Annotated in this window: 11 protein-coding genes and 1 pseudogene; 2 read left to right on the top strand and 10 right to left on the bottom strand. The window is 35.6% G+C overall.

Annotation, left to right across the window (positions count from 1 at the left end; all coding sequences use genetic code 11):
- Window positions 1–20 precede the first annotated feature (20 nt).
- From BN1242_RS01600 to BN1242_RS01575, 6 genes are all read right to left on the bottom strand, one after another.
- On the bottom strand, window positions 21–1,022 hold the full coding sequence (locus BN1242_RS01600) for an LLM class flavin-dependent oxidoreductase (protein WP_062350413.1): 1,002 nt from the start codon (window positions 1,020–1,022) through the stop codon (window positions 21–23).
- A gap of 112 nt (window positions 1,023–1,134) precedes the next feature.
- A complete protein-coding gene (locus tag BN1242_RS01595; protein WP_062350411.1) occupies window positions 1,135–1,479 on the bottom strand; it encodes a DUF6176 family protein in 345 nt (114 codons plus the stop codon).
- Window positions 1,480–1,746: 267 nt separating this feature from the next.
- A complete protein-coding gene (locus BN1242_RS01590) occupies window positions 1,747–2,205 on the bottom strand; it encodes an amidase family protein (RefSeq protein WP_238985064.1) in 459 nt (152 codons plus the stop codon).
- Window positions 2,181–3,818: a hypothetical protein gene (locus tag BN1242_RS13585; protein ID WP_158661031.1), complete on the bottom strand. Its 1,638-nt coding sequence runs from the start codon at window positions 3,816–3,818 to the stop codon at window positions 2,181–2,183. Before BN1242_RS13585 ends, BN1242_RS01590 begins: the two co-directional genes overlap by 25 nt.
- A 144-nt stretch (window positions 3,819–3,962) precedes the next feature.
- Window positions 3,963–4,919 carry a prolipoprotein diacylglyceryl transferase gene (locus BN1242_RS01580; protein WP_062350402.1) on the bottom strand — a complete coding sequence of 319 codons (957 nt, stop codon included), beginning with the start codon at window positions 4,917–4,919 and terminating at the stop codon, window positions 3,963–3,965.
- A gap of 277 nt (window positions 4,920–5,196) precedes the next feature.
- Entirely contained in the window at window positions 5,197–5,502 is a 306-nt protein-coding gene (locus BN1242_RS01575) for a hypothetical protein (protein WP_062350399.1), read from the bottom strand.
- Window positions 5,503–5,666: 164 nt separating this feature from the next.
- Here BN1242_RS01575 and BN1242_RS01570 point away from each other — a divergent pair, with 164 nt between their 5' ends.
- The gene (locus BN1242_RS01570; protein WP_062350396.1) at window positions 5,667–7,724 is read left to right on the top strand and encodes a catalase; all 2,058 of its coding nucleotides are present in this window, start codon (window positions 5,667–5,669) and stop codon (window positions 7,722–7,724) included.
- 208 nt (window positions 7,725–7,932) lie between these two features.
- Here the strand turns inward: BN1242_RS01570 and BN1242_RS01565 are convergent, their stop codons facing one another.
- Window positions 7,933–8,580 (bottom strand): hypothetical protein, encoded by a 648-nt coding sequence (locus tag BN1242_RS01565; protein ID WP_062350393.1) that lies wholly within the window; start codon window positions 8,578–8,580, stop codon window positions 7,933–7,935.
- Window positions 8,581–9,553: 973 nt separating this feature from the next.
- Window positions 9,554–10,336: a C4-dicarboxylate transporter DcuC gene (dcuC, locus tag BN1242_RS01560; protein WP_077216070.1), complete on the bottom strand. Its 783-nt coding sequence runs from the start codon at window positions 10,334–10,336 to the stop codon at window positions 9,554–9,556.
- Window positions 10,337–10,402: 66 nt separating this feature from the next.
- On the opposite strand from dcuC, the pseudogene BN1242_RS13315 reads away from it, so the two are divergent.
- A pseudogene (locus tag BN1242_RS13315) lies at window positions 10,403–10,581 on the top strand (TetR-like C-terminal domain-containing protein); the annotation flags it as partial.
- 216 nt (window positions 10,582–10,797) lie between these two features.
- Here BN1242_RS13315 and istB read toward each other — a convergent pair.
- Window positions 10,798–11,565: an IS21-like element helper ATPase IstB gene (gene istB, locus BN1242_RS01555; protein WP_062350390.1), complete on the bottom strand. Its 768-nt coding sequence runs from the start codon at window positions 11,563–11,565 to the stop codon at window positions 10,798–10,800.
- A partial coding sequence (locus BN1242_RS01550; RefSeq protein ID WP_062350387.1) for an IS21 family transposase occupies window positions 11,562–12,764 on the bottom strand: 1,203 nt, incomplete at its 5' end. The genes istB and BN1242_RS01550, both read right to left, overlap by 4 nt.

Genomic DNA, 12,764 nt, shown 5'->3' with positions numbered 1-12,764 from the left:
GCCAAAATCCTCAGCAAATTTTATAGATTGTCTACCACTTCTTTAAAAATCTCATATGATCGTACTTGTTTTTCTTGATCATATATATATGTAACGGCCATTATTTCATCGGCGACAAATTGCTGTTGGAAATTCATTAATTGCTTGTAAATGCTATTCTTATCACCGGAAAAAACAATTCCCATTCGCCCATTCAATAAATTTATTTCAAAAGGACTTAATAATTGTTTCATATTTTCTACTGGTCGTTTTAACGGTTCGATTTTATTCGTAATAATACCGAAAAATAGCTGTTGCAAAGTTGTTAATAGAAAGTTCGCTTCCTCGTCACTTTCCGCTGCTATTACATTCACACAAGCAATCGTATAAGGCTGTTCTAAATAAACGGACGGTTTGAACTGACTGCGATAAATGGTAAAGGCCTCCTCCATTTGTGCTGGTGCAAAATGGGCAGCAAAAGCATAAGGAAGACCAAGTCTAGCTGCTAAATGAGCGGAAGAAATGGAGGATCCTAGTATATATACTGGTACATTTGTGCCGATACCAGGAATGGCGCGTACTGGCCCTTGAATTTCTTCGGGTCCAACATATTGTAAAATATCCATTACTTCTTTCGGGAATTGTTCTACTGCCTGATGTTGAGAACGCCTCAGTGCATTTGCTGTTAATCCGTCTGTACCAGGGGCGCGGCCTAGCCCCAAATCAACTCGATTAGGGTAAATTGTTGCCATCGTCCCGAATTGCTCCGCCACTACTAACGGAGAATGGTTTGGCAGCATAATCCCTCCAGCACCTACTCGAATATTATTTGTCTGTTCTAATGTATGTTTGATTAATATTGCAGTTGCTGAACTTACGACAGAACCCATGTTATGATGTTCCGCAATCCAGTATCGGAGGTAACCCATTTTTTCTGTTGCTTTTGCTAACGTCACCATTTCATCTATCGCATCCTTCGTACTATGTCCTTGACGAAGGGGGACTAAGTTCAATACAGATACAGGCAACTTAATTTTTTTCATAAAACATTTTCCTCTCTATGTTACATTCGTTAATAGAAGATTTTTTTACAGAAAAAAATTCCGTCCTACTACTAGCCAGATAAAAAAACCTCTTTGGTTGAGGCTGAAAACTTTATTTCATATTTTCTCTTATCTTTTTGGGAATCATAACAACTTCTGTATTTAAATCGACTGGTGCATAGGTTTCATCAATACATTCGCGCCAAAATTGTAAGTGTTTCTTGTCAATCCAATGGTCTGACTGCTCAACTTCTTGCCCACCTTCACCTTGAACAGAATACCAATATAAAAATTCATCTTCCCCTATTTTTTCTCTAAATATCGTTTCTACATACATTTTCTCACCCTCTAACGTAACGAGGACATCATCCATATACTCATTTAAAAAATGTAACCATTCATTGACACGTTCTGATTTTCCTTTTTTTACTTTAAAGCGGGTTAATTCAACAATCATTTCTCTCGCCCCCTTAAATAGCCCTTAAACTTCAATATACAATATTTCTCCTCCTTTTTCACCATAGTAGCCTCGAGTAAGAATTTCTCCATTCGGACTAATGGCAACGGAGCAACCGAAGTACTTCCAACCACCCATTCGCCACCAATTCCGACATTAATTTATATTAAACAGTCATTTGTTATTTTTTAGCAATCACTCTATATAAATGGGATCAATCGTGCTCGTATGGACAACTGCTCTTCTCAAAAAAAGGGTGGATTACAATTAATGGAATCTGTTTGAGCGCACAAGTATTCTTATTGTTTGCTGAGCTTTAACGTACTTTGGCGTATTTGTTAATGCTCCTGCTAAAAAGAAGGAGCGATTATCAGGTGAATAGTCTTCCGAGTTAGTTTGTAACCATTTGTAATGACGATTTGCTGCTTCGCCCGTAACTATCATATATGCCGCAAATGTTGCTAAAGATAATTCCGGAACTTCGAGTTCTTTTATTTCTGCACCTAAATATTGTAATGCTGATATGGCACGATTAAAAAGTTGCTCAACATCTCGGTCTAATTTTTTGAGGTAATAAGTAGGAATACCTATCTTTAAACCGCTGATTCCCTTATTAAGTCCCTCCGTATAACTAGGTATGGACACATTTAAACTATTTGGATCTTTGAAGTTATATCCAGCCATAACTGTTAGCATCAATACTAAATCAGATATCGAACGGGCCATTGGTCCAACAGTATCTGATACCATTGCTGTTGAGATGTGTCACTAAGTTGGTAATTATGCCATGAACGTATATCAATATTCCCATCTAAAAATTTTAGGTACTGTCTTTTATTCCCTGATCCATCATCATGCTGTCTTAACGTTATATTAATAGCTGTATTTGGTCTTACCCAATAAGTATTTCCACTAGTATAATTTTCACCTGTTAATTCAAATGAATGTAATGTAGGAGCCACACCATCTACACGAATTCTCATGTTGGTCTTGCCGTCATTAGTATCATAGCCTCGATTGTTTTTCGCCCTATCTCGATAGTGCCATTGGACTTCATAGTTATGTCCGTGAGTTTTCGGAGTAACCTTCCAATCCACTTTCCCATAACCGTTACTATTTTCTGTGCGGTTTGCGGAATCTATACTTATGTGTGAATTGGATTGAGGGTACGAACCGACTAGTGATTTGTTTGTCGTTGAACTATTGGTGAAATCGTGCCTTGACCTAATATCATAGTTCCCCAACAATCGAATATATTGATATAATTTCCCTACCCCTGTATCACGTTGACGAAGAGTAATGGTAATTTGTTTATTCGGAACCACCCAATAATCATTCCCACTTACATAGTTAGCTCCCGTAATACTGTGGGATTGGTGAACTGGTGGTACTTTTTCAGGGGTGAATGTGAGTTTTGCCTGGTCCCCTCCAAATCGCCAATAGGTAGAACTCGCCCAACGGTTAGAATTGGACACAGGATCTCGAACTTGATACCAAACTGTAGTAGAACTTTCATTTTGCCCAACCCTTGTGTAAGTGTTTCCTAATACAAAGTAACCTCTAACTGAACTTGAAGATGTGTCTGTTACGGAAGTTCTCTTTATAACAGGAGTAGCATTCATAATTAGGTTGTTTGCATTAACTCCACTACTTAATGAAATTTGCCCTGTATTATAAGAAAGGTTATTAAAATTAAAGGGTAAAATTAACCGGGTATATACTATATGTCCATTTACTTCCTTTACAATATACAAATCCCATGATTTTGATGAAGTGTTACTCGGAAAAAGGTCTTTTAATGGTAAGTAAGCATGAAATCCTACATTGTCATATTCCATATTACAAGTTGTATTTACTTTATTTCGGTCTGAGTTACCACAACGGTTATAAACGGTGGTTGCTGTAGAAGCTTGTTTGTTATATTCAACATCCTCTGTTGCTGAAATATTAATAGGTATTGTTGAATATATTTTCACATCACTTCCACTCATTGCCACTATATAAGTGTTGTGATTGCTAGAAGTATGATGTTGTCTACCAAAGTTAATAGACCACCCAGTAAAATGTATATATGGTTGAGTTCCCTTGTTGTTATAATTTCTGTTTACAATTTCATAACCGCCACTTATATGCTTACCGGAATAAATGTCATAAATGATTTTTCTTCCAGTAGTACTTGAATAGGTCTTGTCACCATATGTATTACTCCAATTATTTCTAATATTTGTAGGAACATCATATGGGTGACTTGCAGCATGGGTAACTTCTGGAGGACTGAAAAACGTGAAATATATAACCGCTAATGTTAGAACCATGCATAAGTTTAAAATACGTTTCAAATACACATTCACCTCCTTTCGAGTTTTATTTTTTAATTTATATTAAAGCATGTAAATATGCTGAGTATCCGTTAATAATGATAAAATATGATAATTGCAAGAGAGTCACCCTTTACCAAAGTGGCGGTAAAAGGCGACATTTGTTTAATTACGTTTTTTACGAATGAAGTAGTAGATTGAAAAACCAAGTCCTAGAAGAAGGAGTATAACGACTATCCATGAAAAAGTACCCCATGATGATGTTTCTGTTTTTTCCATTTCACCAGAAACTTGTTCAGTAACATCTAAATCAGTTGGGTCATCATTTACTTGCTCGGATAATTGTTCTTCATCATCCTTTATTTCATTAGAATCGTTTTCTTCAGGTTCAATTGCTCCATTATCATCTTCTTGAATTTCAGGTTCTACATCTTTCTCGTTTTCAACTATAACTTCATTTTTTGAATCTTTTTGCTTATTTGTTCCTGTTTCATTTTTATCAGTATCCCTCTTCCCCTCACTTTCACTAGATGGTGGAGTTAGCTTAGAAGTGGATGTTTTAGATTGAGAACCAGTATTTTGAGTGGGACTAGTAGTCACTGGCTTCTTAACTTCCTCTTCCGGTTGCTCTACTTTTGGAGGGTTATTTGTTTTTTCCTCTTTAGGAGGATTTGTTGGTTGTTCCTCCTTCGGTTTTTCCTCTTTAGGAGGAGTTGATGGTTGTTCCTCTTTAGGCTTATCAGGAGTACCTTCTACATAATAAACGGTTAAAACAACGTCTAAAAAAGGAATACCAACATCTAACTGTTGACCATTTTTTGTAATGTAGTCAAATAAACCAGTGTACATTACAACTATCCTGCCATCTTGACTATAGTAACCAAAAATTGCATCTTTATAATTAGGTTCACCACAAATACCATCTGCATAAGCAGGGCTAGAATAAGTGTGTTTGCTAAGGTCAATCGTCATCTTACATTCTTGTTTTCCATTAGTGCCATTAGCACTAACCTCTGAAATACCTCCGAATAACCATGATGCTAACAACATCGTTACCATAACAAGGATAATCCCTGTCCATTTGCTAGAACTTTCCTCTCGTGTAATTAATTTTTTAATCATAATAATTGCTCCTCTCCTGAGATAAATTTCAACAAAAAAGGCCCTTCAGGAGTAAAATTAATAGAACGTTAGAAATATAAATACTAACATTCGCTTAACTTCCGCCCCAAAGGACCAGTTATTGTTGAGATTCCTAGCCTGCTAACCTAACAGTTAGGTTGCTATCAAAAAATTAAAATAATAATATACTTGTCTCTATTATAAAAGGAATTTATTTAGATAGCAATCTATTACTCAACAATAATGTAAGGAAAGGGCAAAGTTGTAAAAATTTGTTCTATTTTTTGTATTCATATACCGCAGCTTGTCGTATAATTGTTTCTTTACCATAAAACCAACGTGGACTTTTCGTCGTAATAACCGCAATTACTGACGGTCCGTTAATCCTTTCTACGATGTTATTGTAAGGTGGATTATAAACAAAAGGGTAAGTACGAGCAACACGATCGTCTATAAAATCCAGAAATTCTACATGGACATCATTCTTTAAAAAGGAATTCGGGTTAGGAGAATATCGGTTTTCTTCCACACGCGATATTTTGAGATTTCTTTCCAAACTATTTTCAAGATACTGCTTAGCCAAAACTTCGTCAAAGACAATTTTTCCTTCTGCTAATGGAAGAGATTGGAAAATTATCCTTACCTCTTTTTAATCAGTAGTTTTTTTATAAAAAAAGTTATAAATTCAGAAAAGAGGCATAGGATATATATGGTATTTAAATTATAATAGTTAGGATGGGTGATCATATGGACGAAAAATCATCAAGAAACCTCAAACCTACCAATGATGCCAAACAGCAGCAACTGGATCAATACCGTATAAAAAATACTGGGAAACCATTAACTACGAAACAAGGATTAAAAGTATCGAATGATAGCGAAATTTTAAAAGCTGGGGAACGTGGTCCAGGGTTAATCGAGGATTTTTACTTCTTGGAAAAAATGGCACATTTTAACCGAGAAGAGATACCAGAAAGAGTCGTTCATGCTAGAGGTTACAGTGCCCACGGTGAGTTTGAATGTTACAAGTCAATGAGACATGTAACGATGGCTGGTTTTTTACAGAAACCTGGTAAAAAGACGCCAGTAACTGTTCGTTTTTCCACTGTTCAAGGTTCAAGAGGGTCGTATGATACTGCTCGGGACTTACGTTGTAAAGGTGTGAAGTTTTATACGGAAGAAGGCAATTATGACCTAACAATGATTGCCATGCCTGTGTTAATCGTACAAGACCCGATGAAGTTCCCCGATGTAATTCATGCCTATCAATCTAAGCAAGATGATGATATTCCGACAGCTACTGGTGCCCATGATCGGTTTTGGGACTATGTGGCTAATAACCCAGAGTCACTTCATATGGTCACATGGATTATGTCACCTAGAGGTATTTTAAGAAGTTATCGAATGATGGAGTCGTGGTCCATTAATACTTACTTATTTATAAATGAAGAAGGTGTAGCTACCTTTGTTCGGTTCGTATGGAAACCTGTTCTCGGAGTTCATTCCTTGACGCAAGAAGAGGCAATAAAACTCGGTGGAATTGATCCTGATTTTCACCGGAAAGATCTTCGTGAAGCGATTGATCGTGGGTTTTTCCCTGAGTACGAACTTGGGGTACAATTAATTAAACAAGAAGATGAATTTAAGTTCGATTTTGACATTTTAGATCCCGCAAAGTTTTGGCCAGAGGAGTTAGTACCAGTTGAAATTATTGGGAAACTAACTTTAAATAGAAATATTGATAACTATCATACAGAATCTGAACAAGTCGCATTCAACCCAGCTAACGTCGTTCCAGGTATTGGATTTTCTAATGACCCAGTTCTTCAAGGAAGACTATTTGCTTACCGAGATACACAACAACATCGACTTGGCAGTGCCAACTATGATGAATTACCGATTAACCGCCCGCTTTGTCCGTTTACAAACAACACACGACGTGGTTTCATGAGACAGCGAATTGATGTCGATCAAGTCAATTATCGCAACAACTCATTAGCAAATAATACCCCATACACCACTCCACCTGAAAAAGGAGGTTATGTCCATTATCCAAAACGGGTAGAAGGTCACGTAATTCGCGGTAGAAGTGAATCATTTAATGATTTCTTTAGTCAAACTAGGATTTTTTGGAATAGCTTAACGCCAACTGAAAAGCAAGCAACAATTGATGGATTTAGCTATCAACTTGGGAATGTCATCAGTGAATCGATTCGCCAACAAAATGTCAATTTACTTGTGAATGTCGATAAAGAACTCGCTTCTATTGTGGCAGATAATATAGGAGTTCAGCGCCCAACTGGAAATCACGTACCTGTGTCCACTCGCTATCCATCTCTTAGTCAAGAAAATACACCGAAATTCGCACAAACTCAAAAGGTCGGTGTATTAATTGGTGAAGGATTTGACGACACGGAAGTAACAAATGTACTAAAAACGTTACATCAAAATGGGGTTTTTGTTGAAATTGTTAGCGAAACACTCGGTACTGTTACTGGTGCAAATGGCACACAACTGAAAGTCCAACGAAATTTCTTTACCGCTAGTCCTTACCTTTATGATTCGCTATACATTGTAGGTGGCAATGCAAGAAATCAAGCAAAGTTTAATATGGTAATGGAGGAATTTTTCCATGTAGCATATAAAAATTATAAACCAGTTGGTGTTGCCTCTTCAGCGCAAAATTATATTCAAACATCGTCAAATAACAATTTAGCTGGGGTTGTGTTTGCGGCAAATAACCCGAATTTCGGTAGCGAATTTGTTGCTGCCATTGCCCAACAGCGGTTTTGGAATCGAACATAATAGTAACAAGATGGAAAGAGCAATTATGAGAAGCTCTTTCCATTTTATTTTACTCTTATCTTACTTTTTTTGTTTCTAGATGATTCTTTAATGTATGTTGAAGTTATGAACAGTCTTCCGTTTGCTCTTTTCTAAATACTAATCGTAACTCTCATATACTAAAATCTTTAAAATCCTTTTACCCAATGCAATTTTATCACTTTGCTTTTTACATCTCCATTTTACTATCTAACTTTTTTACCCATTCACCGTCATTCCATATATCGGGGTTGTTAATTGTTTGATTTTCTCCACGCACCGTGAAATCATAACTATCTTTTGTGCCAGAGTACCAATCAACAATGAATAGCTTGCCTTTTATATTACGTACAAGAAACTCTGTTACTTCACCACGACTACCTGTAGTCATATTAATTTCAACCGGCAATTTTAAATAAAGATAACCTCCATCCTTATCGTCTGTAAATTCCACTTTTTTGTCGCCAATTTTAATATTTTCTACTTTATTATTAAATTCGGCATACAAATCATGTTGGGATTGAATTTTCTTTTGTGTATATCGTTTCAGATTATCGTTTTCGATAAATGCATCCAGGTCGATATCCGTACCGTTCCATATCGCTTTATAGTAATCATCTAGTACTTTCGCACACATTTCATAAGCTATTGCTGAATCGTGAGTAGATAGTTTACCTTCATCTTTAGCGAAATACCCAGAGGATGTTTGTGATGCATTTTGTTTATTTCCTGGCGAATTTTCATTATAATTAGCTTTATTTTCGTTGCTTTTTTCCGTTGCTGTCGATGAACATGCACTTAGAGTAAATAAAATTACTAACATATAAATATATTTCATTGAGTTTCCTCCTTAAATTTTTACGATTATATGGAAATTAACATAACAAAATTTATCACTAATTTTCTTAATTTCCTTTCTAACATACTTTAGTCATTTATCAGGTCAATATAAATTTATTCCAATCCAAACATTGCAATGATACACCCTATTTCTATAATTAGTTGTAATATCCTTTTAACTTAATTACTCTTTTAGCATCACCTGGGTATATTGTCTCAGCTTTTTGGTTATTGTTATAACTACCTACTGCAGTACGCCCAGTAACCAGTGCTCCAACAACATTCATCTGGCTAGTAGAATTCAAGTGATAAATATAGTAATCGAATAAACAGTCGTGAATAACAGTATATGACATATTAAAAACACTCAATTTCTGTCAGCGAAACAAACTTAGTACGTCATATTTCAAAAAGTCCATTTAGATAAGAAGAATTGATTTTGTGGTCTGATTAATTTTCTAAATTTTCCTCCATCAATCTTGAGCTCACTTGATAACAAATTCGGGTATTCAGCAATATTTTGACACACCGCAGTCAACCAAGAAGTCTCTTTTTATCGACCCCCTTTAACCTTCTCTGACAGAAACGTTCCTATTTACAATTTTAGTCATTGTTAACAGAAAATCCAGATAATTCATTATACAAATTTCGTCAAATTTCTTGGGCTTTTTTTTGATAATAGATGGTGTTCTTTTACGTATCTCATTGTCTCTTTTTAGGGATAAAAAAGACCCTTTCCACAAAGTGAAAAGAGCCTTGAAATCAAGCACGTATCAATACTTTTTTTTGTAGTTACCTTAACAGTGTAAACAATAACCACATTACGCATCTATTTAATCGTTTACTAAACACAAGAAAACTCCCCTAAGCTTAAACAGTTTTTTACTCTGGCTACTTTAAGGGGAGCAAGGCAAGCGAGATAGCCTGTAAATTAGATAGTATTCTTAAGATTATCCTATCCAATCAAGACTTTAATAAGGTAAGATTATTAGTGATAGCACAACCACCATAATGATACCGATTATTGTTGGTACAGCCGTCCGTTTTAAGATTCTGACAGGGCTAACACCTACAGTTGATGCAACAATCATTACAACTGCAGCAACTGGAGAAATTGTTCTTGCTAAGTTTGCAATCATTTGCATTGGTAGTGTAATTACTATACCATCGATTCCAGCTTTCGAAGCCACATTAGGGATTAAATCGATAACTGCATAGAACATGGCTAGACCACCACCACTTAAAATACCAAATAATGCAGTAGCACCACTAAAGAATAATGATGTAAAGATACCTGCAGAGGATGATGACTGTACTGAAGATAATAAACTATCAATTACACCAAGAGATTGAATCCCCACTGTAAATAATGAGCCACCAACAACTAGCATAACAACTTGACTAAATCCTTGACCCATCCCTTTAAATATTTCAGTTGCAGATTCCTGCACATTCTTAAAGGACCTTTTCCGAATAACTTCAACTATTAGAGCAATAAAGAATGAAATAAATGTTAATACGAAAATATCCATCTTAATATTTTCAACAAACATTGCCATTACACCAACAATTAAAATAAGAATGAGTGGTAGTACCGGTAAGATTGCATAGTATCCCGGAACTGAAATGTCGTTTTGTTTTTGAAGTTTAGTTTCATCAATGGCAACAAAGGCTGCTTGTCCCTCTTTTTTATCACAATATTTTTGCCAAAAGTAGTGAACAATAGCTAAAACAATCAATGTTGGGAAGGAAATTTTTGCATGCCATGCTACCTAGGTTAGACGATATTTGAGAACATTCCAAACGAAATCATAGAATAGGAGAATTTACTTGTTCCAAGACAATATTTAGCTTCTTATATTGCATCTGCTCATATTGGGGTCATTCAGCAATGGTTGAATAGTGACCGGAAAGAATCTCCTGAAGAAATCGCTCATATACTATCGACCATTACAGTTAATGGAATGGTCCATTCTTTGCTGCAGGTTTTAGAAAATAAATTCTTCAAAAAAGGGCACTACCATAGAAAACAGGTATTGCCTCTTTTTGTGTAAACATTCACATTAAAGCGGTAAGTCCTTTTCTTTGAATACACGAATGCCAATGCCATATAGAACAATGCCGACAATAGCCAAAATCATGAATTGAATCATATAACTATCTCCGTTTAAAATCGCATTGTGACCGTCAAGTAGAATTGAACAATTTCCGATCATTATTTTTGAACAGTTTCCCCTTCAAAAATGGTAGATCGATGTCTCATACGATAACTGTCCCCATTTAAATGAATGACTTCAGCTTTATGAATAATACGATCTAATATGGCTGTTGTAATGGCAGGATCTCCTAGTAAATCTCCCCATTCTTCTGGACCTTTATTAGAAGTTAGTATAATAGACGAACGATCGTATAATTGGTTGATCAAATGGAAGAAGAGGTTTGCTTCTCTTTTATCCATTGCCATGAACATTAAATCATCAATTATCACTAAATCAGAATCAATTATTCTATTCATTCTAACCTGAGATTTGCGGATCATTTCTCGTGTCTTTAACAGATGTACTAACTCCCCCATTGTCACAAATGCTACTTTAAATCCTTTTTGAATAGCTGTCATACCTAACCCAGTCGCCAGGAGTGTTTTCCCCACACCTGGCGGCCCTAATAATATTAAATTATATTGTTGCTCTAACCATGTTAATTGACTTAATTGATTCAATTGTTTTTTACTTAACGATTGTTGTTCGTCCAATTTAAAATCTTCTAACGTTTTATGAAAAGGGAACTGCGCCCATTTAATTCTCCTTTCAACTTGTTTTTCTTCTCTGCGTTTTTGTTCATAACTTAGAATTTTATAAAGAAACTCTTTGTAGGAAATATCTGTACTTTCTGCTTCCCTTAAAAAAGTAGGCAACTCTTGTGCGGTTTCTGATAACCTTAAATGTTTCAATTGATCCTGCAATGATTCTATCGCTATACTCATCTAATAACTTCTCCTCTTAAAATATTCATGTAAATATCCATTTTCCGTTCCTCTGGCCTAGCTTTTAAAACGGCCTCATCCACTTGATTAGTAAGCTTTATTTTGAGAATGGAATCCATTGATTCATCCTTATTATCCTTTTCACGGATCAAAAAGCTCACAATATCAAAAAAGTCATTGGCGCTATATAGTTTTTGAGATACACAATATTCAAGAGCTTGATTTGCAATTTGTTCATTTTTATTGATCGCTTTAGATATAACTTGTAACTGGTCACGTATATATCGTGGATATTTTTCTCTTATCTTCTCTAAGAATTCTAAGGCCATTTCTTGTTGATTAAATCGCTTTGAAATCGTTTCTATATAAGCATTAATACCTTGTGTTCGATCTCTTGTATGTTGTCTGTCTTGAATAAGCTGTCCTTTGCCAGAGTCAATTTTATGTTCTGCCAGTACTTGTCCGTCAGGACTATATCTGATAATTAATCGATCATTTTTAATCTCTAAATAAACTGTATTATCTCTATGCTGCTTATAGGTTCCTAGTGGTACCGAGTACCGATTGGATAAATATCGTACAGTATTGTCCTTCCTGACAGACCTTGTTATACTAGCAGTATCAACATTAGAGAAGTTGATCGTTGAAGAGATTGGTCGTAAGTGTGGCTTTTCGAGGGCAAACACTTCAACTGGTCTCTTTTTTGTTGTGTTATGAACATTATAATTTCCGGTTCGTTCCAACCAATGTAAACACTGCTCATTCCATTTTTCTAAATTTGTAAACACTCTATTTTTAGCGAAATTCTTTTTAACATAACCAACTACATTTTCTATTCGACCTTTACTTTCAGGATCGCTTTTCCTACATAGCTGAACCCGAAAGCTGCGCTCTTTTACATAACTTTGAAATTCTACAGTGAGGATTAAATCACCAGCGTTTTCATCTTTACTGATCAGATGATCTTGATCATAAACAATTTCTTCTGTAATGCCTCCGAACATCTGAAATGCATGTTCGTGGCACCGTAAAGCATCCCTAGTAGTGAAAGGCCGATCTAACCATTCCACATATTTATATCTCGAATTTGATAAGACAAGGCATATAAACCATAAATGCTTCTCTTGATTATTCTGATCCTTAGCTTTGTATTCTCCAAAATCCACTTGTAATTGTTTTCCCATTGGTGGATCTGGAAT

The organism is Bacillus kwashiorkori (genome assembly GCF_001375515.1).
GTDB lineage: Bacteria > Bacillota > Bacilli > Bacillales > Caldibacillaceae > Bacillus_BK > Bacillus_BK kwashiorkori.
This window is presented reverse-complemented; position numbering and strand designations above follow the sequence as displayed.

What these genes read in the sequence shown, in the direction of transcription:
- BN1242_RS01600 (WP_062350413.1), bottom strand. Translation starts at nt 1,022, where the DNA reads ATGAAAAAAATTAAGTTGCCTGTATCTGTATTGAACTTAGTCCCCCTT.
- BN1242_RS01595 (WP_062350411.1), bottom strand. Translation starts at nt 1,479, where the DNA reads ATGATTGTTGAATTAACCCGCTTTAAAGTAAAAAAAGGAAAATCAGAA.
- BN1242_RS01590 (WP_238985064.1), bottom strand. Translation starts at nt 2,205, where the DNA reads ATGGCCCGTTCGATATCTGATTTAGTATTGATGCTAACAGTTATGGCT.
- BN1242_RS01580 (WP_062350402.1), bottom strand. Translation starts at nt 4,919, where the DNA reads ATGATTAAAAAATTAATTACACGAGAGGAAAGTTCTAGCAAATGGACA.
- BN1242_RS01570 (WP_062350396.1), top strand. Translation starts at nt 5,667, where the DNA reads ATGGACGAAAAATCATCAAGAAACCTCAAACCTACCAATGATGCCAAA.
- BN1242_RS01565 (WP_062350393.1), bottom strand. Translation starts at nt 8,580, where the DNA reads ATGAAATATATTTATATGTTAGTAATTTTATTTACTCTAAGTGCATGT.
- istB (WP_062350390.1), bottom strand. Translation starts at nt 11,565, where the DNA reads ATGAGTATAGCGATAGAATCATTGCAGGATCAATTGAAACATTTAAGG.